23 protein-coding genes are annotated in these 23,771 nt (G+C 41.4%); 7 read left to right on the top strand and 16 right to left on the bottom strand.

The annotated features are described in order from the left end of the window. Positions 1 to 32 precede the first annotated feature (32 nt). The 3 genes from IQ224_RS02900 to IQ224_RS02890 all read right to left on the bottom strand — a co-directional run bounded on the left by IQ224_RS02900 (position 33) and on the right by IQ224_RS02890 (position 2,752). Positions 33 to 209 carry a hypothetical protein gene (locus tag IQ224_RS02900; protein WP_194032510.1) on the bottom strand — a complete coding sequence of 59 codons (177 nt, stop codon included), beginning with the start codon at positions 207 to 209 and terminating at the stop codon, positions 33 to 35. Between the two features lie 14 nt (positions 210 to 223). Continuing rightward, the gene (locus IQ224_RS02895) at positions 224 to 1,396 is read right to left on the bottom strand and encodes a site-specific DNA-methyltransferase (RefSeq protein WP_194032509.1); all 1,173 of its coding nucleotides are present in this window, start codon (positions 1,394 to 1,396) and stop codon (positions 224 to 226) included. An 84-nt stretch (positions 1,397 to 1,480) separates the two neighbouring features. Beyond that, on the bottom strand, positions 1,481 to 2,752 hold the full coding sequence (locus tag IQ224_RS02890) for a dihydroorotase (protein WP_194032508.1): 1,272 nt from the start codon (positions 2,750 to 2,752) through the stop codon (positions 1,481 to 1,483). A 167-nt stretch (positions 2,753 to 2,919) separates the two neighbouring features. On the opposite strand from IQ224_RS02890, the gene IQ224_RS02885 reads away from it, so the two are divergent. The 6 genes from IQ224_RS02885 to IQ224_RS02860 all read left to right on the top strand — a co-directional run bounded on the left by IQ224_RS02885 (position 2,920) and on the right by IQ224_RS02860 (position 11,328). Further along, on the top strand, positions 2,920 to 4,053 hold the full coding sequence (locus tag IQ224_RS02885; RefSeq protein WP_002744535.1) for a hypothetical protein: 1,134 nt from the start codon (positions 2,920 to 2,922) through the stop codon (positions 4,051 to 4,053). An 8-nt stretch (positions 4,054 to 4,061) separates the two neighbouring features. Further along, the gene (locus tag IQ224_RS02880; protein ID WP_194032507.1) at positions 4,062 to 5,330 is read left to right on the top strand and encodes a DNA methyltransferase; all 1,269 of its coding nucleotides are present in this window, start codon (positions 4,062 to 4,064) and stop codon (positions 5,328 to 5,330) included. A gap of 524 nt (positions 5,331 to 5,854) precedes the next feature. Next, positions 5,855 to 6,166, top strand: coding sequence for a co-chaperone GroES (gene groES / locus IQ224_RS02875; protein ID WP_002769848.1), 312 nt, complete (start codon positions 5,855 to 5,857; stop codon positions 6,164 to 6,166). 46 nt (positions 6,167 to 6,212) lie between these two features. Further along, complete coding sequence (gene groL, locus IQ224_RS02870) at positions 6,213 to 7,838, top strand: chaperonin GroEL (protein WP_002744527.1); 1,626 nt, start codon at positions 6,213 to 6,215, stop codon at positions 7,836 to 7,838. A 164-nt stretch (positions 7,839 to 8,002) separates the two neighbouring features. Continuing rightward, a complete protein-coding gene (locus tag IQ224_RS02865; RefSeq protein WP_228036070.1) occupies positions 8,003 to 10,090 on the top strand; it encodes a tetratricopeptide repeat protein in 2,088 nt (695 codons plus the stop codon). Next, entirely contained in the window at positions 10,087 to 11,328 is a 1,242-nt protein-coding gene (locus IQ224_RS02860) for a hypothetical protein (RefSeq protein ID WP_194032506.1), read from the top strand. Before IQ224_RS02865 ends, IQ224_RS02860 begins: the two co-directional genes overlap by 4 nt. Positions 11,329 to 11,382: 54 nt before the next feature. On the opposite strand, the gene IQ224_RS02855 is transcribed toward IQ224_RS02860, so the two are convergent. From IQ224_RS02855 to pcrA, 6 genes are all read right to left on the bottom strand, one after another. Then, entirely contained in the window at positions 11,383 to 11,676 is a 294-nt protein-coding gene (locus IQ224_RS02855; protein ID WP_194032512.1) for a shikimate dehydrogenase, read from the bottom strand. A gap of 107 nt (positions 11,677 to 11,783) precedes the next feature. Beyond that, positions 11,784 to 11,990, bottom strand: a complete 207-nt coding sequence (locus tag IQ224_RS02850) for a type II toxin-antitoxin system HicA family toxin (protein WP_002737289.1) — start codon at positions 11,988 to 11,990, stop codon at positions 11,784 to 11,786. Beyond that, complete coding sequence (locus IQ224_RS02845; protein ID WP_193956892.1) at positions 11,987 to 12,190, bottom strand: type II toxin-antitoxin system HicB family antitoxin; 204 nt, start codon at positions 12,188 to 12,190, stop codon at positions 11,987 to 11,989. Before IQ224_RS02845 ends, IQ224_RS02850 begins: the two co-directional genes overlap by 4 nt. Positions 12,191 to 12,307: 117 nt before the next feature. Next, complete coding sequence (locus tag IQ224_RS02840) at positions 12,308 to 12,541, bottom strand: hypothetical protein (protein WP_002737131.1); 234 nt, start codon at positions 12,539 to 12,541, stop codon at positions 12,308 to 12,310. Positions 12,542 to 13,006: 465 nt separating this feature from the next. After that, entirely contained in the window at positions 13,007 to 13,435 is a 429-nt protein-coding gene (locus IQ224_RS02835; protein WP_002744522.1) for a CAAD domain-containing protein, read from the bottom strand. A 377-nt stretch (positions 13,436 to 13,812) separates the two neighbouring features. Then, entirely contained in the window at positions 13,813 to 16,134 is a 2,322-nt protein-coding gene (gene pcrA, locus IQ224_RS02830) for a DNA helicase PcrA (RefSeq protein WP_194032505.1), read from the bottom strand. A 325-nt stretch (positions 16,135 to 16,459) separates the two neighbouring features. Here pcrA and metK point away from each other — a divergent pair, with 325 nt between their 5' ends. Next, entirely contained in the window at positions 16,460 to 17,710 is a 1,251-nt protein-coding gene (gene metK, locus IQ224_RS02825; protein ID WP_194032504.1) for a methionine adenosyltransferase, read from the top strand. Between the two features lie 207 nt (positions 17,711 to 17,917). On the opposite strand, the gene IQ224_RS02820 is transcribed toward metK, so the two are convergent. The 7 genes from IQ224_RS02820 to IQ224_RS02790 all read right to left on the bottom strand — a co-directional run bounded on the left by IQ224_RS02820 (position 17,918) and on the right by IQ224_RS02790 (position 23,767). Continuing rightward, on the bottom strand, positions 17,918 to 18,700 hold the full coding sequence (locus tag IQ224_RS02820; protein ID WP_194032503.1) for a hypothetical protein: 783 nt from the start codon (positions 18,698 to 18,700) through the stop codon (positions 17,918 to 17,920). Further along, the gene (locus tag IQ224_RS02815; RefSeq protein ID WP_002744515.1) at positions 18,697 to 19,917 is read right to left on the bottom strand and encodes a hypothetical protein; all 1,221 of its coding nucleotides are present in this window, start codon (positions 19,915 to 19,917) and stop codon (positions 18,697 to 18,699) included. The genes IQ224_RS02820 and IQ224_RS02815 overlap by 4 nt, the downstream gene beginning before the upstream one ends. 5 nt (positions 19,918 to 19,922) lie before the next feature. Beyond that, positions 19,923 to 20,315 (bottom strand): heavy metal-responsive transcriptional regulator, encoded by a 393-nt coding sequence (locus tag IQ224_RS02810; RefSeq protein ID WP_002737834.1) that lies wholly within the window; start codon positions 20,313 to 20,315, stop codon positions 19,923 to 19,925. An 86-nt stretch (positions 20,316 to 20,401) separates the two neighbouring features. Further along, positions 20,402 to 20,956, bottom strand: coding sequence for a phycobiliprotein lyase (locus IQ224_RS02805; RefSeq protein WP_002744512.1), 555 nt, complete (start codon positions 20,954 to 20,956; stop codon positions 20,402 to 20,404). A 32-nt stretch (positions 20,957 to 20,988) separates the two neighbouring features. Beyond that, positions 20,989 to 21,966: a glycosyltransferase family 2 protein gene (locus IQ224_RS02800; RefSeq protein WP_228036068.1), complete on the bottom strand. Its 978-nt coding sequence runs from the start codon at positions 21,964 to 21,966 to the stop codon at positions 20,989 to 20,991. A gap of 29 nt (positions 21,967 to 21,995) precedes the next feature. Continuing rightward, a complete protein-coding gene (locus tag IQ224_RS02795; protein WP_194032502.1) occupies positions 21,996 to 22,805 on the bottom strand; it encodes a glycosyltransferase family 4 protein in 810 nt (269 codons plus the stop codon). A gap of 2 nt (positions 22,806 to 22,807) precedes the next feature. Further along, positions 22,808 to 23,767: a GDP-mannose 4,6-dehydratase gene (locus tag IQ224_RS02790; RefSeq protein ID WP_002744507.1), complete on the bottom strand. Its 960-nt coding sequence runs from the start codon at positions 23,765 to 23,767 to the stop codon at positions 22,808 to 22,810. Positions 23,768 to 23,771: the final 4 nt, after the last annotated feature.

Below are 23,771 nucleotides of genomic sequence, written 5' to 3'. Positions count from 1 at the left end.
CACCCCACACCCCACACCCACGAAAAACTTTTTCAGCAAGCCCTAATTAATTGGACCGAAAGATTACCTGTGATGATAACATGGGCTTTACTTGTCCCAGCCATTGCCAAGATTTGCCCTTGTATATATTCAGGTTTAATGGGACTAATTTTCTCTATTTCTAGATAGTCTTTGGGAGTAAAATAAGCGTGACTTTTACTGGCTGTCATGGGGTTTATTTTGCTTATTGTTGGTTTTCTAGCGGACAATTAAGCCAAATAATTGAGTCTAAATCAGTCGGATTACCTTCAGTAATTAGCTTTCTTATCAGTTCAATATAATTAAAATTACTCTCGAATAAAACAAAACGTCTATATAAAGAAGCTGCCGCTAGTCCCACGGTTCCTGAACCAGCAAACGGATCTAAAACCACATCACCTTTAAAAGAGTAATAGGTAATCACTTTTTCTGCCAATTCTACGGGAAAAGCGGCGGGATGTTTTGAGTTAGTGACTGGGTTAATTTTCCAAACATTAGTGCGTTCATAACCATCAGCAATTTTTGAGGCTTTTACTACTTCTTGATCGGGATGATTACGAATATGCCAATCGATGAGTAAATCCGTGTGTTTACGATAGACTAAAACGTATTCAGTCACTGGCACGGTTTTGTATTGGAGAGGATTGCGATCAGCTGCAAATCTGCGTCCTCTACCCGTTGCCCACCCTGCTCCCTCTGGTTTTAGCCAAATAATATCATCAATAAAATCGTAACCTTCCTCAATAAAAATTCGATGTAAATCAAAGGGAACAGCAATACGTTTAGAAGCTTGATTGCGCGAAGCACGACGCAACAGCACGGGAGAAATATTAATGACGAAAAAACGTCCTTCACTCAAAACTCGATGGCATTTTCTGATCACCTGTCGCAGCTTCAATAGATAGCTTTCGTATTCTTCAAATTCTGAATATTCCGGACGAGCATTAAAATAGGGTGGTGAGGTAAAGATTAAATCAACACTTTCTCCGGGCATTTCCTCCAAAAGTTCGCTACAATCACCAAATCCTATGGTATTTCTCAGAGAGGAAAGCTTATATTCTTTTTTGGGTTTCTTGCGGTTTTCTAATTTAGATTCATCCTGTTTTAACAGACGAGCGATAATAATTTCAGTCTGGGTTGTTTTATCTAATAAAATTTCGGTGGTGTAGGCATCGATCACCACTTCCCCAACGGTTTTTTTCTGTTCATTACATAAAGGAATTCGCCAAATGTGATATCTGTCATCCACTTCTGGTAAACCTAATTTAATCGCATTAACTAAATTTATTTCCCGCAACCAATTAAGGACAATTTCTTTAGCTTCTGCCACCGTGCGAAGCAGATAACCGCGCTTTTCTGATACCAGTTCTTTTTCCATGACATTACTCTAATTCTCTCTAGAATTTTAGCTGATCATTATCCAAAAAACTAGGAGAGTCTCAAGATAGAAATTGGCCACCTTTTAAAAATTCCACATTTCTAACACTTTTCCCGTAATGGTTTGATTTAACCAGAAAGTATTATGACTGAGGGACTGAAGATTATTTGCCGTTACTTTCCAGCTTGCTTGGGGATGAAAAAGAATTGCTTCTGCACGATTGCCGGGGGTGAGAGATGCCGGTTTTTGTTGTAAACAATGACAGGGATTGAGACTAAGCGCTTGCCATAATTGTAAAGCTGATAATTGTCCGGTTATTACTAATTTTTCCCAGAGTAGCGGTAAAGCTAATTCTAACCCGATCGCGCCGGGGGGTGCTTCTGCAAAAGAGACGGTTTTTTCTTCGTAGGTATAGGGACGATGATCGATCGCGATTGCGTCGATAATTCCCTCTTTAATTGCCGCAATTAACGCCTTGCGATCGCTTTCGTTGCCCAAGGGTGGAGCGAGGTGTAAACTGGGATGATAGCTGGCGATCGATCCTGTATTTAAGAGGAGATGCAACCACGTCACACTAGCGGTTATCGGCAATCCCCGCATTTTTGCCTCGCGAATTAATTCCACTCCTCGACGGGTAGAAATTCGCATGATGTGAACAGGTGTATTAATTTCGCCGACGATTTCTAAAATTGTGGCTAAAGCAGTGGTTTCAGAAATAGCAGGATCTCCGGGTAAACCGAAGCGAATCGAGGTTTCTCCCTCGCGCATGACTCCATTACCCTTTAATTGCTGATTTACGGGGGAAAGGGCGATATTTTGACCGAAGGGTTTTAGGTATTCCAATAAGTGCCGCAACAGTCCCAAATCTTCCAGTCCGCGATTATCGGTAAAACCCACCGCTACAGGCATTAAATCGGCTAATTCCGTCATTTTTTGCCCTTGTCTTCCTAGGGTGAGACTTGCCCAAAAATGCAGACGAGTCGATTTTGAGTCAAAAAACCCTTGACTTTTTTGCTGTAATGTGCTAACGAGTGCGGGGTGATCGAGAGGGGGGAGAGTATTGGGGAGAATTGCCACCCTGGTGCAGCCTCCGGCCGTGGCCGCTTTGAGCAAAGATGCGAGGGTTTCTCTGTCCTCGTGGCCGGGTTCCCCAGAATGACTGTAGAGATCGACTAATCCGGGAGCAAAAATACAGTTTTGACCAGAAATATAGTTACTGTTTTCTCTTGGGGGAAGCTGAGATTCGATCGCTTTAATTACCCCCTCCTCAATCCAGACATCGGCAATGCGATCAGTTTGTGTCAGGGGGTCAAGAACTCTAACCTGTTCTATAATCGTCGAGGATTGGCTATTCACGCAGACTAATTAAAACGTCATTTTTTCCTTTGGCAGTATATCACTGTTAAGCACTCAAATTTATATATTTTTAGTTATGTACAGAAATTTAAGTTAGGAAAGGATCTTTTTATGTTCTAAATCTACTGCTTGTGTTATATAATAGTTAGAGCAAATAACGAAACAAAATGTCAAAATACCAAGAAAGAATATTTTTACATCTTTTAGATAACACAAGCGAAGTGGAACTGGCCAAGAGGATTTTAAAAAGTCCACTGGGTTTAGCGGCCGATATTATCTATGCACTTTTCGAGGATAGACTGGTAAGTAAGAAGGATGAGCTAGATAAAATTAAGATGTTTGCTGCTGGAATCAGCAGGTCTGAAAAATTAGGTTCTAATTATTCTTTAGCCAAGTATTATCCTTATATGTTCTCGTTTCAGCAATTTTTTCATAGTTCCTTTCGAGCTAGACAAGGTAAAGTTTTAGAGGAGATGATTAAGAATATATTGGAAAATTATACTGATTGTAATGAAGTGCCAAAAAAAGTAGATCGTATGCAAGAAATATTGAGAGAAAGCTTTGCATCATCGACTATTACTTCACTAGATATAGATGCTATGGGCATAAATAATAAGAAAAATAAAATAGTTGTTATCCAATTGCGTTCGAGAGATGATACAGGTGGAACCACTGCAAAAAGTTCCTTAGTAGAGTTATTGAGAAGTCTAATGCGATTGAAGAATTTACCAAAAGAAGAATTATTATATTTGATTTGCATTTGGGACGAGAGGAATTCACAGCAAAAACAATCAACCATAACTAAGATATATTCTTCTTTGCAAGATTATATCCCCGATGAAAATAAATTTAGACAAGAAATTATTCAAGGCTATGAGCTTAATTCAAAAATTAAATTGAAATTAGCTTATGGTACTGATGAAATAAGTCGCTCATTATTTGAATGGACTGGTACTAATCAGCAAAGTATTTTGACAGCTATTCAACAAATTATTGATTTTGTAGAAAATTGGGATGATTTATGGGTTACTTACTCAATATCTAATATTGAGTTAGAATTAAACAGTTTTCAAGGAATTTCAAATATAAACCTTTTGAATCAAAAATTCAATGAGATTAATGCTAAATTTGATTTTAGTTCTTACGAGAAATTAAAGACTTCTATCGATGAAATAACCAACCAAATCTTGCCAATTTGGAGAGAAAAAACTATTCCATTAGCAAGTCTTTCTGATAAGGCTCATTATGTTAGAGATTTAGTTTTTCTTAAGGCTTGTTACTCTAAAATTAGAAATAATTAAAATACATTATGCAACTAGAACTTTTCGATTCTAATAATTTAGAAGAAATTAATCAGGGAACCCCGCGATTAGTTTCTTTTCGAGATTTAGTACCAGAAATCACCAGCACCAGTTATCTAACCCACGGCATCTATTATTATCCTGCCAAATTTATTCCTCAAGTGGTGAGATTTTGTCTTGATAACTACAGTAAAAAGGATGATTGGATTATCGATCCTTTTGCTGGTTCGGGTACGGTGGGTTTAGAGGCAAAACTTTGTCAAAGAAATGCAGTTTTAACTGACCTGAATTATCTTTTAAACCATATTATTCCGATTAAGATCACAGAACACCAAGAACCATTGAGTTACTCAGAGTTAGATAAAAAAATCTTAGAAGTTTTTGCCAGCAAGGATAAATTTATCCCTCAGTGGTCAAATTTAAACTATTGGTATCCAGAGGAGATTTTAGCAGTTTTACAAAAACTTTGGGCCGGTCAAAAAAGTCTAGAACCTGATTTGTATTCCCAGATCATTCAAGCAGTTTTAGTGAAAGTTAGTAAACAGTTTTCCTATGCAGAACATACGAAACCTAAATTATTTCAATCGAAATACAAAAAATCAGATATACAGGAACTATTACAAAGAAATTGGCAAGAGGAATTAAAACGAACGATTAAAGAGATGAGTTTTGAAACTTTAACCAGCGTCAATCAATATATTACCATAACTTGGCGTAATTATAATCAGGTGCTTTTTTATGGAGGAGTAGATAGTGCCACTTTTGAGATCGATCAAGAGCTAGAGTTAGATTGTTTAATTAGTTCACCCCCCTATCTGCAAGCACAGGAATATATCAGAACAGCAAAACTAGATTTATATTGGTTAGGATATACAGAAAAAGAAGTGCAAAAAATCTCTAAGCTAGAAATTCCCTACCGACAGGCTACCAGATTAATCGAAACCGAAACCTTAAATAAAGTGAGATCAAGTTTAGAGAAAGAGAATTTACATAAAATTCTTGATTCCTATTTTTGTCACACCATCAACGCTTTAGAAAATGCCACCAGAAAATTAAAACAAGCTGGGAAAGCTTGCATTTTTGTGGGTAATCCGAAAGTGGATGGAGTGGAAGTAGAAACTTGGCGAATATTACAGGAATATTTTCAGGAAAATGGCTTTATTTTTAATACCGTCTTTGAGGATAGAATTAAAACCAGACAATTATTCAAATCTCGCAAGAATAAAAATCCTGATGGCATGAAATCCGAATATTTACTAATCTTAGAGAAAAGGTAGATCTAGTTTATAGCGTTTCCCATTCACAAAAGGTACATTCTCGATCTGGAAAAGCTTAATCAGCAAAACTTTAAGTGTGCCGTACAGGTACGAGAAACCCTATATTATGTGTAAAAAACTATGTAAACAACAGGCTTCGACCGTTGAGATAGCGATCGCCCTTGAGGTTCAGCGATTGCCGCTTGGGTAAACATTTAGGGACTTGCGCTTTGATAATGTACCTTTTGGGCGAACGCAGTTCGCCCCTACATTGTGGACAAAATCCTGGCGTTGCTGATTTGAGATATGAATCTTCTCTTGTGGGATTTTTAAAACCTAGACCCAAACTAACTTTTGGATACGATGCACAGTTGGCATTCATGCCTTGATTCAGCGAACCCTAGCTTAACACCATAGTTCGGGAACCCGTACCGATCGAGCAGTTGTCAGGGGGCCTTGTATTTCGGTAAATTAGCACTCGGAAGGTAAGAGTGCTAATCTGGAAAAGGCACTTACCCAAATACAAGACAAACGGAGGATATTCCATGGCTGCAGTCAGCATCAACGTAACAACTGTTAAACCCCTAGGCGATCGAGTTTTCGTCAAAGTTAGTCCCAGCGAAGAAAAAACCGCCGGTGGTATTTTCCTTCCCGACGCCGCTAAAGAAAAACCCCAAATCGGGGAAGTCGTAGCCGTCGGCGCTGGCAAACGCAACGATGACGGCAGCCGCACCCCTGTGGAAGTGGGTGTGGGGGACAAAGTTCTCTACTCCAAATATGCCGGAACCGATATCAAACTTGGTGGCGAAGAGTACGTTCTCCTCTCCGAAAAAGACATTCTCGCCTCCGTTTCCTAATCATCTACCCTTGAAAACCCCTATTTTGCACGAATAACGATACATTATGGCTAAATCTATTATCTACAACGAAGATGCTCGTCGCGCCCTAGAAAAAGGCATGGATCTGCTGGCCGAAGCGGTAGCCGTCACCCTTGGCCCCAAAGGTCGTAACGTCGTCCTCGAAAAGAAATTTGGCGCACCCCAAATCGTCAATGATGGCATCACCATCGCTAAAGAAATCGAACTGGAAGACCATATCGAGAACACTGGTGTGGCTTTAATTCGCCAAGCCGCCTCAAAAACCAACGATGTAGCAGGGGATGGTACAACTACCGCCACCGTTCTCGCCCACGCTATCGTTAAAGAAGGTTTACGCAACGTCGCTGCCGGTGCTAACCCGATTTCTCTGAAAAAAGGGATCGATAAAGCTGCCGATTTCCTCGTCAGTCAAATCGCCAAACACGCGAAACCCGTAGAAGATTCCAAAGCGATCGCACAAGTGGGCGCTATCTCTGCTGGTAACGATGATGAAGTCGGTCAAATGATCGCCTCGGCCATGGATAAAGTCGGTAAAGAAGGCGTAATTTCCCTAGAAGAAGGGAAATCGATGACCACCGAACTAGAAATCACCGAAGGGATGCGTTTTGACAAAGGTTATATCTCTCCCTACTTTGTCACCGACACCGAACGCATGGAATGCGTTTTTGAAGATCCCGCTATTCTGATTACCGACAAAAAAATCGGTTTAGTACAGGATTTGGTTCCTATTCTCGAACAAGTGGCCCGTCAAGGTAAACCCCTAGTAATTATCGCTGAAGACATTGAAAAAGAAGCTTTGGCAACCCTAGTGGTTAACCGTCTGCGCGGTGTTCTTAACGTCACTGCGGTGAAGGCCCCTGGATTTGGCGATCGCAGAAAAGCGATGTTAGAAGATATCGCCGTCTTAACCGGTGGTCAAGTCATCAGCGAAGATGCGGGTTTAAAACTGGAAACCACCAAAATTGATAGCTTAGGTACGGCCCGCCGTATCACTATGAACAAAGATACCACCACCATCGTGGCCGAAGGCAACGACGTGGCAGTGAAAACCCGTTGTGAGCAAATTCGCCGTCAAATCGAGGAAACCGATTCTTCCTACGATAAAGAAAAACTGCAAGAACGTCTGGCTAAATTAGCCGGGGGTGTGGCAGTGATTAAAGTCGGTGCCGCTACGGAAACGGAAATGAAAGACCGCAAATTGCGCTTAGAAGACGCAATTAACGCCACTAAAGCAGCCGTAGAAGAAGGTATCGTCCCCGGAGGTGGTACTACTTTAGCTCACCTGGCTCCCCAATTGGAAACCTGGGCCAAAGAAACCCTACACCATGAAGAATTAACCGGTGCTTTAATCGTTTCTCGCGCCATTGCTGCTCCCTTAAAACGGATCGCTGAAAATGCCGGCCAAAACGGTGCAGTTATTGCCGAACGGGTGAAAGAAAAGCCCTTTAATGTCGGTTATAATGCCGCTACCGGTGAGTTCTCCGATATGTTTGAGGCGGGTATCGTTGACCCCGCGAAAGTGACTCGTTCTGCCCTACAAAATGCCGCTTCTATCGCCGGTATGGTTTTAACTACCGAGTGTATTGTGGTGGATAAACCCGAAAAAGAAAAAGCCGCTGCTCCCGGCGGCGGTGGTGACTTCGACTATTAATAATTAGTCTATTTTTTCTCGACTCGATCGCTTAAATGCGATCGAGTTTTTTTTGATGAAAAAACATCACTTCAGGTTAAGGAAAGTACAATTTTATCCCCGGCGCTTTTTCCTTGCGGTAAAATATTGATAGCTCGATCGGGTATCCCGATTTACAGCCCACCATGCGGAACAAATCTGGATTGTTAACTTATACCACGATGTCGAAAAAAGCGAAAGGATTCGGTCAGTCGCCAACTCCCACGAGAAAATTTAAGGATTTTCTCCTTGCTTTTGGGGATTTTTATCGAAAAAATTCCAAAGATGAAACGAAGCTACAGCAATTTTTAAAAGCAAATATTAATAAATTAGATGATTTACTTTCAGACGCTTTACCTTTAGTCTTCACAAGCTTAATCGCCGATAAATCAATAGACGAGCGAGAAAAAATAGCCAGCCTTTTCGAGAATTTTGCTGTCACCATTGACAAGTTTCCGTTAGGCGATCGAGCAACAAATTTAGAATTAAGTATTATTGCTCATAATCTCAGCCTAAAAATTTACACCCGCAAGGATTCCCCCGAAAATTGGGCGCAAATCCTCAATAACCTCGCCAGCACTTACAGCGATCGAATTCGTGGCGATCGTGCGGAAAATCTAGAGAAAGCGATCGAACTGTACGAGCAAGCTTTAGAAGTCTATACCCGCGAGAATTCCCCCGAACATTGGGCGCAAATCCTCAATAACCTTGCCCTCGCTTACAGCGATCGAATTCGGGGCGATCGGTCTGAAAATCTAGAGAAAGCGATCAAACTGTACGGGCAAGCTTTAGAAATTAGAACCCGCGAGAATTTCCCCGTCGATTGGGCGATGACCCTCAATAACCTCGCTATCGCTTACAGTAATCGAATTCGGGGCGATCGGGCGGAAAATCTAGAGAAAGCGATCGAACTGTACGGGCAAGCTTTAGAAATTAAAACCCGCAAGAATTCCCCCGAACATTGGGCGACAACCCTCAATAACCTCGCTGTCGCTTACAAAAACAGAATACTGGGAGATCGGGCTGAGAATCTAGAAAGGGCGATCAAACTGTACGAACAAGCTTTAGAAGTCTATACCCGCGAGAATTTCCCCGAAAATTGGGCGATGACCCTCAATAACCTCGCCAACGCTTACAGTAATCGAATACTGGGCGATCGTGCGGAAAATCTAGAACGGGCGCTCGAACTGTACGAGCAAGCTTTAGAAATTAAAACCCGCAAGAATTTCCCCATCGATTGGGCGGGAACCCTCAATAACCTTGCCAGCGTTTACAGTAATCGAATACTGGGCGATCGGTCTGAAAATCTAGAAAGGGCGATCAAACTGTACGGGCAAGCTTTAGAAGTTAGAACCCGCAAGAATTTCCCCGTCGATTGGGCGAAAAGTCAGCATAATTTGGCCAATGCCTATCGCGAGCGAGTTTTAGGAGAGCGGAAGGACAATTTAGAACAGGCGATCGATCTCTACAATCAAGCCGCTCAAATCTTTACTCGCGCCGCACTTCCTGTGAGATGGGCGAAGAATCAAGGGGATTTGGCAGAAGCTTTGATGCAACGGGATAACCCCGGCGATCTCGATACTGCGATCGCTCTACTCCAAGAAGCTCTAGAAGTCTCCCCCGCAGGTTGTCAAGATTTTATTGACTCTCAGTATCGATTAGGAATAGCTCTTTCTCAAAGGTACGATCGCGACAAAAATCCCGACGATCTTCAACGAGCTTTAGAAGCTTATAAAACCGCCCTAGATCTGATTAGTCCCGAACATTACGATCGAAAAGATATCTGGAAAGCGCTGCCCACTACCCAAACCATTCTCGGTAGTCGTCTGGTGCGGGATGGCGAATGGCAGCAAGGGTTACAACTGTTGTTAAATAGCGTCAATCAACTTAGTACCAGTGACGATCGCCTAGCCCATGCGAACGCGCTCTACCACACCGGCCGCGCCTACGAAGTTCTGTCCGATCGAGAGAAAGCCCGTCTCTACTATCGCGATGCCCTGCGTTGGTACGAATATTTACAGGATTTACCCGGAATCGCCAAAAGTCGCGCCGGATTGGGGACTGTTTTCGTATCCCAAGGACATCTAGAGAAAGGAATGGAGGAACTCGATCGAGCGAAGGCAATCTACCGACAACTACCACAGACCGATCCCGATAAAGTGGAGGAGATAGACATTATCTATCAAGCTTCTCGACGGGCGATCGAACGACAAACCAGCGAGGTATATTTATGACAAGTGCCGATGATCTTTTTAAGCAATCCTTTGACAATATCCAACGGTTAGGACTGAAGGAAATCCCCTTTACCGAAAGCCCGATCGATTTAAACAGCGATACCCTCGATCGTGTTTTTACCGGGCGAAAAAATGAATTGACGCGGGTGTTTAATCTGTTCCAAAGTCGCGAGCGTCGTCGGATTCTGGTTTCTGGTCGTTTAGGAATCGGCAAAAGTGCTTTTTTACTGGAAGCATTGTCGGTTATACGCCGCAATCGTCCGCAAATGTTGACTACCTATATATCTCTACCCGCAGGTTTAGATATCGCCACTACAGCACTGATCGCCCTCGCTAGAGCGATGCCAAATGACGATTGGGCGCAGCGTCAACTCCATCAGATGGGAATTCCCACCGAAAAACCATTGAAAGAGCGTAGCGCTGAAATTAGCGGTAGTTTAGGCATCGGTGGTAAAATCGGCGAGAAAGATTTACCGCTCACGAAATTTCAATATCCGACTGTGAGCTTCGATACATTGTTAGAGCGGGCGCAAGAAGAATATCCGCAGGGGATTCTGATCGCGATCGATGATCTAGATAAACAAAATCCTAGTGTGGTACGGCAAATGATGCACGACGCGCAGGGAATGTTAAAAGGTCGGGCTTGGTTTATGCTGACGGCTCACCCCATCGGGATGACGGGAGATTTATTAACCAGTGAACGCGGTTTATTTGACTTGCAATTGCCGCTAGAAGAACTAGATGCGGATACCACATACCAGATGTTAATTAACTATCTCAACAGTGCCAGAATTAAAAACGATTGTATCGATCCGAAAGATGACAGGTGTGTACTTCCCTTTTTACCAGACGCGGCAAGACGTTTTTGCAAGGTTTCTCTCGGCAGACCCCGTTTGTTCAACCGCTTCGGAAATATTGTACTCTCCACCGCGGCCGATCTTCAGGTTAAAACAATCACAATGGAAGTTCTCGAACAAGGATTAAGAGCAGCCGAACAGGATTTCCGACAACAAGCGGCCTTAAACGCCAAAGAGGAAAGAATTCGTCTGCTTTTGCAACGCAAAGGTAATATCTCCGACGATTCGATCACCATCGATGAGCTTGAAAGTTTAGGTTTTCGGGCATTTAGTGATATTTTGCCCTTTCTAGAAAGATTGGAAGAAGCTGATCTAGCTCAAAGGTTAAATCAAGAGGATGTGACGGTTTTCGAGCCGATCCTTCTCCCTCCGGCGGATTGAAGGGAAAACGAAAATACACCGGCAAAAATCGATCGCCGTTCCCAGAAAAATCCTTTAAGGATTCGGGATCGATCGCACCAGCAAAGTCAGAATACTGGTTAATACTGCCACTACCACGGGAATAATCAACGATTTTGATCCCTTAAGGTCAGAGACATCCTGAATTAAAGCGTCCTGTGTTCCCTCTACTTTTTCCAATCGCCTATCAATAATCTTGAGTTCGGTTTTCACCTTGGCCATATCTACTTTTAGATCAGCGACATCTTTCTGTAAAGAGTCTAACTTGCCTTCGATTCTTGTTAGAACAGTTTCTAGGGAATAGGTGATAGTGACGGGGGATTGACTCATCTGAATTTCCGGGAACATTCGATCGCCTAGTAATATTGTAGGCTGATAATCGTTATTGGTAATTCTGCGATCTTTCGGGAGTGACGGAATTACAACGATCGCATTGATCAAATATCTTCTTCAGAAAGTCCCGCTTGTTTCAAAAAATGCTTGAGTAATCCGATTTTTAAATCCTGATTTCCGTGAATCGGCACAGAGATACGGGTGGGATTATCCGGCTGACAGTAAATGTGATGGCTACCTTGAATTCTCAATAATTCCCATCCGTGACGCTCTAAAATTTTGGCGAACTTTTTCCCGGAAATTGATTTCATATCGCTATCTCTAGAATCCGAGTTGTCGGATCGTTCGGCAAGGATTCCACATCTATGGATAGACAACCTTCGATCGCCTCGTGTAAATTCTCTAGTAGTTCCTCGAAAGTTTCTGCTTGGGTGGCACAGCCGGGGAGCGCCGGGACTTCCCCCCAGAAGCCACCTTCCTCCGCCTCGTGAACGATAACTTTCATTTTCATTGCTTATCTCCTAGATCGATCAATGGGAGGGATAGATAGATAAATTATCACCACCCCTAAAATCTAACATTTCTACGGCGTTGTGTAAATAATCAGTCTTCAATAACTGGATTTAGTCTAAATATTGTAGGCTGTTTTTGTAGGTGATGCAATCCTTACCAACTGACGACATTCTGTTTTAATGGCTTGTTGTAGTTCTTGTGCCTCTGAATCGCTTAAAATGCCTGAAAACTTGGCCAGAGGATGATTGTTGCCTGTTGCCTGAACTCGATGTAAAAAATCTAACACGGTTTCTATTAGATCATCAGGTGCTTGTTCGAGTTCTTGAATTAATTGTTGACGATGGTTCATAGACAGTCTTAACGAGTAATACAGTAAATGTGATGGCTACCTTGAATTTTCAATGAAGTTCTCAAATTTTGGCAAACCTTTTCCCAGAAATTGATTTTAATTGACTCATCTGAATTTTGGGGAACATTCGATCGCCTAGTACTATTGTAGGCTGATAATCGTTGCCGTTTCCTCTCTCTTATAACAAAGAAAAACCCACTGCCCCCGCCGTTGGTGGATATTTCGACTAATAATCAATAGATCAAAGCAAAAGTAACTGAATTTCCTGAGAAAGTGGCTAATACTAAATCGAGCTATTAAAAACTGATTATTTATTCTCCCTATTGCTTTTTGCCTCTTGCCTTTTGCCTAAAACCCATAACTTTTGTACCTCACTAGACTGAAAAACGCTATAGTATAAGCTCTTGTGCAAAAACAAAAGAGTTGAGTGTTTCCGCTCAACTCCTTGGTTATCTATGCTTGATTCTATAAAGTGTTATTGTGACTGCCAAAAACTTGCGCTTTTAGTGCATCAATTTCGGCTAATAACTCGCGACGATTTTCATCTTTGAGCAGATAGCGCCAGACAAACCAACCAGTGTAAACGATCCCAACTAATTGTAGGATAGGAGCAAGGAGGGGAATATCATCGATCGCATCTAAAACCGCTAGGGTAACTTTCACGGTGACAAAACTCGCTAAAATTGCCCCCAGAACGATTAAAGGTTTTTTGTATCCAGAGAAGAAACTACCGATATAATCGGGGACATTAGCCAGATAGGACATTACCGAATCCCACACTGGTTCTACATATTCAGACCAAATCTGTTCGGTGCTGCTGCTGGGTTTGCTCAGAGACCCGGGTAAATCTGTTCTAATCGGATTTTGTGTTTCGGTGGGTTGCATTGATTCCATATTAACTGATCCTCATCATAAAGGTTAGACAGTGCGCGAATACGACCAACGGGGGTCAATTTTAACAGACTGAATAGACTAACTCGCTGTTGCCCATATTATCGGATAATTGCGATAGTAGGCGGAAAGTTTCTCAACAACTATTAAGAATCAAGGATTTAGCTTCTCAATTTTATCGTTAGTCTGACCGCAATTTTCTATTTTAACAGCAGGTAGCGATCGGCGTTGAGGAATCGGGGGGATGTCAGTTATCAGTGAACAGTAATCAGTTATCAGTGAGGAAATAGGTAGTAAAAAGCCAGTGGGTTACGGCGAATACTCAATTTTTAGTGAGATTATAACTTATTTTTCGCCTAACCCACCCTACAGATGATTACCTATTCCTGGATAAGTTGCATGGGTGCGGTGCGAGGATCGATGATTTTCTGACCTAAACCCGAAAATTTGACCGCTAGACTCATTTTTTTGCCCGTACCGAGGATATGGGTCACTTCTCCTTCTCCAAAAGTAGAGTGTAACACTCGATCGCCTACCTGCCATTTTCTTTGATCAGAGACAGTTTTTTCCATAGCAACCACTTTTGGGGTCTTTTTCGGTTTCAGGTTGCTTGTGAGCAATTCTGGAGGCAATTCCTGCAAAAATTGGGAAGCTACCTTCATCTCTTTATTCCCCCAGACATATCTTTCTTTTGCGTAGGTTAAAAATAATTGTTCCTTGGCCCGAGTCACTCCCACATAACACAAACGGCGTTCTTCCTCAAGGGCAATGGGATCGTTTAAACTACGATTATGGGGAAAAATGCCCTGTTCTAAACCGACTAAAAAGACGATAGGAAACTCTAAACCTTTGGCTGAATGAAGGGTCATTAACGAGACTTTTTCTTGACCTTCCTGAAGGTTATCTAAATCCGAGGCTAAACTAGCACTAGCGAGAAATTCCTGGAGATTGGTTTCTTCGTTTTCCTCTTGGAATTGTACCACAGCGCTATACAATTCTTGAATATTCTCGATCCGGGTATCAGCTTCCTCGGTTCCCTGGTGTTTTAATTCATCAATATATCCCGAATCTTCCATGATTTTATCTAGGATTTCACTAGCGGATAAATCGGTAATTTTTTCTTGCAGGTTTTGGATAATTTTAGCTAATCTATTGATGCTTTTAGTCGCACGACCGGCGAGAGTATTAACGGAAGTTTCATCGCTGATAATTTCCCATAAAGGTACTCCTAATTCTTGGGCAGCTTTGAGCAAATTATCGATTGTGGTTTTACCGATACCGCGTCGGGGAGTGTTAATAATTCTCAGTAAACTAACGGTATCAGCAGGATTGGCAATCACTCGTAAATAAGCGATCGCATCTTTAATCTCCTGTCGATCATAAAATTTAAATCCCCCGACAATATTATAGGGGATATTATTGCGAATTAACCCATCTTCAAAGGGACGAGATTGGGCATTAATTCGGTAGAGAATGGCAAAACTACCCCAATTTAATTCGGGATTTTCTTGGGTAAATTCTCGAATTTTATCGATAACAAAAGCCGCTTCTTCCTGTTCATCCCTGGCTTTAAAAACATAGATAATCTCGCCCCCTTCTCTAGTGGGAACAAGGACTTTATCGATTCTTTGACTATTCTTTTCAATTAATTTATTAGCCGCTTGTAGAATATTCTCCCGTGAACGATAGTTTTCCTGTAATTTCACCATCGTGCGAGTATCATCATCGGGTAAACCATCGCCAAAGTCCGCTTGAAAATTGAGCAGAATAGTAAAATCCGCCATCCGAAAACTATAGATAGATTGGTCGGCATCACCCACCACAAAAATTGATCGATCCGTCCAATTCCACTCACTTTTTTTCGTTTCACCATTGGTGGACAAAAGCCTAATTAACTCGTACTGAATCCGGTTAGTATCCTGGTATTCATCGACTAAAATATGCTTAAATTGCGTGTGCCAATAACCGAGAATAGATTCATTTTGCTGAAAAAGACGGACTGGAACCAGTATCAAATCATCAAAATCTAGGGCGTTATTTTGTGCCAATTGCATCTGATAAGCCTGATAAACCTCAGAAATGACCTTTCCCCGAAAATGAGGGTTTTCTCTGGCGTAATCTGTGGGTGTTAAACCTAAATTTTTGGCATTACTAATCGCATAACGTAGATTGCGAGCGTCAAATTTTTTATCGTCTAAATTCATTTGTTTAGTGACGATATTTTTTACCAAACTCTGGGCATCAGATTCGTCCATAATTGAGAAATTCCTTTGCCAACTATGACCATATTCATCCTGATATTTATTAATGTCATAGCGCAAAATTCGACCGCAAAGACTGTGAAAAGTCCCGATCCAGAGTTTTTTAGTATAATTCCGATAAACTTGAGAAAAGAGTTTTTTCTGTTCGTATTCTTCCAAAAGTTCTAATCTTTGACCGTATTTTTCCTGTGCTTTTTGTTGAGCAAAAGTTTTTTCAATTCTCGTTTTCATTTCCCGGGCCGCCTTATTGGTAAAAGTGACCGCGAGAATATTTTCCGGATCGACCCCGTGATGACGGATCAAATGGGCGATACGATAGGTTAAAGCGCTGGTTTTTCCCGATCCTGCTCCAGCAACCACCAACAAGGGGCCGCAAAAATGCTCCACAGCAATGCGCTGAGAAGGATTGAGTTGTTCTAAATAATCGGCTGTGACTGTCATAATCTTGGCATATAGCTCTGCGACCTCTATTACTCAGGCTACATCATCGAGACAGGTATCGCTCATTAGTCAACCCCTTCGAGAGATAAAAATTTTTTGGGCCAGTTTGTTTCAAGTCGTTCAAGATTCTAAGTTGTCCTCTACAATGGAATTAGCGGAGACGAAAGTTTCCGTTCACTCCTCACACCACACTCCGTCCGGACAATGTTCGGGCGGTTTCTTATTGAAAATACTTGATCTCTACAAATTCCCTGTTACACTGTATTATCAAAGATTTCTTGGAATCTTTTTGCGTTCAAATGTACTACCATGTGAGGGACATCACTTGTCTAAACGTTATTTGTTCACCTCCGAATCGGTTACAGAGGGACATCCCGATAAAATTTGTGACCAGATTTCTGATACCATTCTCGATGCTCTGTTATCCCAAGATGACCACAGCCGTGTAGCGGCTGAAGTGGTTGTCAATACAGGGTTAGTCTTGATTACCGGTGAAATCACCTCGAAAGCACAGGTTCATTTCGTCGATTTAGTTCGCAAGAAAATCGCTGAAATTGGCTATATCAACGCCGATAACGGTTTTTCCTCGAATAGTTGCACCGTTTTAGTCGCTCTAGACGAACAATCTCCCGATATTTCCCAGGGGGTCACGGCTGCTCAGGAAAATCGCGAACTTCTCAGCAATGATGAACTCGATAAAATTGGTGCGGGAGACCAGGGTATTGTCTTCGGTTTCGCTTGCAATGAAACCCCCGAATTTATGCCCTTACCGATTAGTTTAGCCCACCGCATCGCTCGCCGTCTAGCGGCAGTCAGAAAAACCGGTGAACTGTCCTATCTGCGTCCCGACGGTAAAACGCAAGTATCGGTCATTTATGAAAATGGTCATCCCGTGGGTATCGATACTATCCTTGTTTCTACCCAACACGATGCTACTATCGGCGATATCACTGATAATGATCTCGTCCAACAAAAGATTAAAAGTGATCTCTGGAAAGCGGTAGTAGAGCCAGTTTTCAGCGATTTAGAGATTAAACCCGATGCCAACACCCGTTATCTGGTTAATCCCACCGGAAAATTCGTCATTGGTGGACCCCAAGGCGACGCGGGATTAACGGGACGGAAAATTATCGTCGATACCTACGGTGGCTATTCTCGTCACGGTGGCGGTGCTTTCTCCGGTAAGGATCCTACCAAAGTCGATCGCTCTGCGGCCTATGCTTGCCGTTATGTGGCCAAAAATATCGTCGCTGCTGGTTTGGCCGATAAGTGCGAGATTCAAGTGGGTTATGCGATTGGGGTAGCTCGTCCGGTGAGTCTCTTCGTGGAAACCTTTGGCACTGGCAAAGTCGCTGATGATGTGATTCTGGACTTAATCAATAAATACTTTGAACTTCGTCCGGCCGGTATTATCCAAACCTTTAACCTGCGCGGTTTACCCAGTGAAAGAGGCGATCGTTTTTACCAAGATGTGGCCGCTTATGGTCATTTTGGTCGCAATGATCTCGATTTACCCTGGGAAAAGACCGATAAAGCCGCTATCCTCAAAGAAGCTTTGACTTCTGTGGTAGTATAGGGTTAGAAATTAACTGCAATTTTTGATTGAGGAGTAGAGTTTCAGGCTCTATTCCTTTTTTATACTAAATCCGTTGAGTATAGGCTACTTATGAGGACAGGAAAAAGGCAAGAGGCAAAAGGGTGAATAAATAATCAGTTTTTAATAACCAGATTTAGTATCATAATGGCATCCTATCACCTGAAGATTAATCTTCAGTTTACTAGGCTAAAATCCGAAAGAATAACCAATTTTTAGCTTTAACTGACTTTGGTCATGGCTATTAGTGGCAATATCTCCCTCGATACCGAAATCGATCACACCTTGACGATTAATTTGCTGACGAATTCCCATTCCAGTGCGAATTAAAACTCCACCATTACTATTATCACTGGTAATTACGCCCAATTCTGCTAGAAAAGTTTGATCGAAGCGTTTCGGATAACCAATCGGTCGCGAATAACCGAGAATTGCAGCGGGTAAAAAAGATCGATCGCCATTATCGGGGTCAGTTTTTATGTTTAAATCGAGATTAAGATGCAAGCGATCGAATTGACCGAGAGTTTTACTGGCAATTCCCCGCAGACGAAAATCTAATCCACTAGCATTATTTCCCGTCGGTAATCCCACATCGGTACGAATAGCAAAAGCAGGAACATTATCGTATTCGCGATTGAAATTATAGAAAAAACCTACGGATAAATTCCCCACATCAAAATCCGTGTCATCACTATTAACTCGTCCTCCCACTTGTGGATCAATACCGATAATAATATGACCATTACGAATAATACCATTGAGGTATTCAAGATCAAATTCACCACCGACATTGCTGTTTTCAGGAAAGACTAACCCAGTACCAAATTCTATCGATTGTTCCCCAAAACCTATACTTTCAGCATCATCAAAAGAAAGGGGACGACCAGAATCCAGATTATTATGATCGTTGGCAAAAACTGGATTAGTAAAACTGGCAACTAAACCCACGGCAATCAATAAAAATCTTCTCATTTTGTCGGTTCCTCTTGAGCATTGCTGTGGTCAGGTTTTTTCTCCGTATTAGGAGGGTTTTCTGGGGAGTGATTTTCGTGGTTATGGTGTTGGTGATCTCCTCCCTCATCTACTTGAGAATCATCAGGTTTTTTCTCAGAATTATCAGGATTTTCGTGATTATGACCTTCGTGAGAAATATCTGCTGGCATTAATCCCATACCCGGAATTCCTGACTCAAAACGATGATCATGTAGTCCTTCACCACCATAATTTTTTCCTGCTTCCATTTCCCGATGATTAGCAGCCATTACTAACCAAATAGCGCGGGTAATTTGTTCGTCTTTTTGTTGGAGAGTTAGCCAATCTGATGCCAGAATATCATTAACCATATCGTGTAACATATGCAGGTTATCGAAGGTGTTAGATATTGCGGGAAAACGTCGGGCAAACTTGGGACTAAGTTCGGCAAACATGGGCATAAAAGCTCGATCAGTGCGATACAATTCCTGACTATGGTATTGTTTACCCACCTGTTTATAAGCCTGTTTTTGTTCCTCTAAAGTTTTCTCATAAAGCAAGTCATACATGGTTCCTTGTAGCCAATGGTAGCCCCAAAATAAGCCATTAACTTTCGGATATTTCTGGCGAAAAGCTTTAGAATAGGGTTGGGAATCCAGATAACCCATATTCATCGGTAATCCAGTAATAGCATAGGGAACTTTTGTCAAGTAAAATTGATATAATTTTTCAATTTCTGCTTCTTTTTCCTCGTTGGTTAATTTGCTGCTGGCTAAAACATCAACGGTTTGAGCATGGAAAATATGCGCCCACTCGAAAACCTGTTCTAAAACACCGTATTTTCTGCCAAAAGTTGGGGAAATATTACCCTCGTCGGGCATAAATTTAGGCGGATTTTTTAAAACCCAATTAATTTTTTGGTATGTCTTAGTTTCTAAATCTTTCGCTTTTCCCGTTACGATATCTTCGTAAGCAAAGGCATGACCAACAGCGACCGCATTTAAGTCTAAAGCTAAATCTCTGACATTATAAATTGCATTATTATAAACCCCTCTTTGGGGATAAATATGATTACGTTGCTTGTTATACATCCAAGGTGGTATATTGTCAGAAATTGATTGTAAATTCTGAGTTTGAGGTGAATCAAGATGTAAATGTTGAGCAATGACAGGAGTAGAAATCAGTGCTACAGTTACCAATAAAATTAACTTTTTCATGATAGTTAAACCTTGAGATTAGGGCAAATAAATTGATCGTCTTTTGCTGGTGTATCCGTCCATCCTTGCAGGGTTTCGGTTAATTGTTGACGCAATAAAAGCAATTGTTCCACTTGTTTATCGATCTCAGCAATATGTTTAATTAATTTTTCCTGAATATCTCCACAGGGTAACTCGCCCTGGTCATGAATTACTAAACATTCGCGGATCTCTTGCAGACTTAAACCCAAGGATTGCAATCTCTTGACAAATAGCAAGCGATGGACAGTATCGGGAGTAAATAGGCGAAATTGTCCCTCTGTCCTCTCAGGGGACTGAATTAGTCCTAATTCCTCATAATAACGGATTGTTTTAACCGAAACACCACTTTCTAGGGAAAGTTGACCGATTTTGAGCATTATTTTTGCTCCTTAATCCTATCGTTTCTCCATGATAAAATCTCCCCTTGACTGGAGAATCAAGGGGGGGGAGAAGAAATATTTTTTTAACTGACTTTACACTCAACTCCAAAACCGACCAAGAGAACTTTTTCTAAGGGTTCTCCCTCCTGGGGACGTTGATAGTTAATAATTTTGCGAATTCGCAGTTCTGGATTGATTAAAGTAATTGAATCCACGGAAACACTGCGAGTATAATTGGTGGTCATTAATAACTCTCTGGTGGTGGAATCAAAGCGAAAAGCGGAGATAATTGGTCTTGCTTCTTCGTAGGCGCGATCACGAAGATAATCCCCTTCTAAATAACCATTATTTTCTGCTTTAACCACAAATAAAAGATTAAGATTTTGTCGTACTTCTTCCCCTTTTTCCGAGATGGTATAGAAACCTAAATTAAACCCGGGGATAGTTTCTAAATCAGCAATATCAGCATAGTGATTATCTGTCAGAACTTTCTGTTTAATCTCCCTGGTGAGCGGTTGGATGAGAAATTCAGTGCGGGAACGTTCCACTTCTTGAGCAGCTAGATAATGATAGGTTCTTTCAGTTTGCCAACTACCGACACAATAGGCAAAAAATTGCTGAAAAACTTCGGTATTCATAAATTTAACTCTCCTCATGTCATATCTTAATTTTAAGTTATTTTATCAGTAACTTGTTCCCTATTTTCAAAACCATAACAATCTCGAACAAGATAAAGTGGCCTACCCTTGACTTCCTCATAAACCCTGCCAATATATTCGCCAATAATACCAAGAGTCAGTAATTGAATTCCTCCTAAAAATAAGACAGCAACCATCAGAGAAGCGTATCCGGGTACATCGATTCCGAAGATAATAGTTCTGAGGATTAAAAAACTAGCATAAACAAGACTAACAAGTGCAATGATCAATCCTACATAAGTCCAGACTTTCAGAGGTAAAAAACTAAAAGAGGTAATACCATCGATGGCAAAATTCCATAATTTCCAGTAATTCCATTTAGTTTGTCCTTGATACCGGGGTTCTCGATCGAATAAAATTGATGTCTGTTTATATCCCACCCAAGCAAATATTCCTTTCATAAATCTTTGACGTTCGGGCATTTTTTTAATTGATTCTACCACTCGGCGATCAATCAAGCGAAAATCTCCCGTATTAGGGGGAATAGAAACCTGACTTAATTTATTTATGACTTGATAGAAACCTTCTGCGCTGAAACGTTTAAACCAACTTTCGCCAATTCTAACCCGACGGGACGCATAAACCACATCATAACCCTGCTGCCATTTTTCGATCATTTCGGCAATTAATTCTGGCGGATCTTGTAAATCAGCATCAATAGGAATAACTGCCATTCCTTGACTGTAATCAATTCCTGCTGACATGGCGATATCTTTACCAAAATTACGCGATAAATTAACCACTTTAATTTGTGGGTAACGTTGATGATATTCCACGAGATTTTTGAGAGTATTATCACGACTACCATCATTGACGCAAACGACCTCATAACTGGTATTTATTGTCTCTAAAACTGCTAAAAGTCGCCGAAAGAGAGCATCGACATTTTCTTCTTCGTTATACAGAGGAACAACAACGGATATTTTCACTGGTATTTGATTTGATAGCATATTAATTGACAAAAAACTAGAGAAATTACCTAACAAATGTCAGCAGTCAAAACTTGTTCATACTTAGCAACTGCTTGCTGCCAAGTATAATTATCTTCGATTAATTTGCGAGCATTTCTAGATAATTTTTCTCGCAACTCTGCCGATTCAAAAAGACTGCTAATCGCCGTACAATATTGCTCAATACTATTAGCCATTAAGGCTGCTAAAGGAACATTATTTACTGCCACCGTTAATCCTTCTAAACCTCGATCGCTGGCTACCACTGGCACCCCAGAAGCCATGAACTCTAGGGTTTTGAAATTCATTCCAAAACTTTTTCTTAGGGGAATAACTACCACAGTTGCCTGATAAAGATAGGTGGTCATTAATGGTACTTGTCTCGTTACAATTACTCCTTTTAAATTAGTTAATTCTTGCACTTCTAGGGATGGATTACCACCGACTAGAGTTAAAGTAGTATCGGGGTAAGTAATTTGTCCTTGAGGACGAATATAAATTTCATTAACACTATGTTCACTGGTAATTACTGAGAATTTTTGACTCTTAACTGCCCTATCTATCCAGTTTTGCATCTCTTGTTGCAGCAATTGAGCTAATCTTTGGAGTTTAGCAATTATTCCAGTTTTGGCATCTTGAGGACGGGTAAAAACTACCAATTCACTAACAAATTTACCTAACTTATCTACCTCCTCATCCCTAACATCAGCATTAGACTGAACGATGACAGTAATATCATGATTTTTGCCTAGATACTTGAGTAAATTAAAAGTTCTGCCCTGAGTTCCTCCTTTGCGAGATGGATAGGGAAAGGTGGAACTAATCATTAAGATATTCATAGCTATTTCTCTAAACGATTTTCCACCATCATGCGGACAATATCGGTCATTTTGTATCGTGCTTGCCAACCTAATTTTTCCTTAGCTTTGCGGGGATTACCGCGACTAATGGCTAAATCTGTTGGTCTTAATAAACTTCGATCGGAAATTACATGATCTTGCCAATTTAAACCAACAGTAGCAAAAGCTGTGGCGACAAAATCCTCTAGTTTTGAACTTTTTCCCGTGGCAATGACGTAATCATCGGGTTGCTCCTGTTGCAGCATTAAATACATCGCTTCAATGTACTCCGGCGCCCAACCCCAATCCCTTTCAATATCCATATTTCCTAAGTGTAAAGTTTCGGGACTTCCCTGGGCAATTCTAGCCACGGCAGCGATAATTTTTTGGGTAACAAAGCGCTCGGGACGCAGGGGAGATTCATGATTGAAAAGTATGCCTGAACAGGCAAAAATTCCGTAAGCTTCTCGATAATTAGCCACTTCCCAAAAAGCCGCCGATTTGGCCACAGCGTAGGGACTACGAGGACGAAAAGGGGTATTTTCATCGGCAGAATTATTGCCGATATTCCCGAAACACTCACTCGATCCCGCATTATATAATTTAATTTTTGCTCCGGTAAATCGAATTGCTTCTAAGAGATTTAAGGTTCCTCTGGCAATACTTTCTAAGGTTTCTACCGGCTGCTCAAAAGATAAACCCACAGAACTTTGTCCAGCCAAATTATAGACCTCATCCGGCTGAATTTTAATTAACACCTGTAGGACACCGCGAAAGTCATTCAGTGACATTGATTCTAGTTTTACCTGTTCCTTGATTCCCAAACGTTTCAGGTTACTAAAAGAGGACATTTGGGCATCCCGGGAGGTGCCAGAAACCGTATAGCCTGCTTTTAACAGTAATTCGGCTAGGTAGGCTCCATCCTGCCCCGATATACCACAAATTAACGCTTTTTTACCCATTTAT

This window comes from Microcystis sp. LEGE 00066 (genome assembly GCF_015207925.1).
Classification (GTDB): Bacteria; Cyanobacteriota; Cyanobacteriia; order Cyanobacteriales; family Microcystaceae; genus Microcystis; species Microcystis ichthyoblabe_A.
The sequence above is the reverse complement of the archived record's forward strand: the minus strand, read 5'-3'. Positions and strand labels throughout refer to the sequence as shown.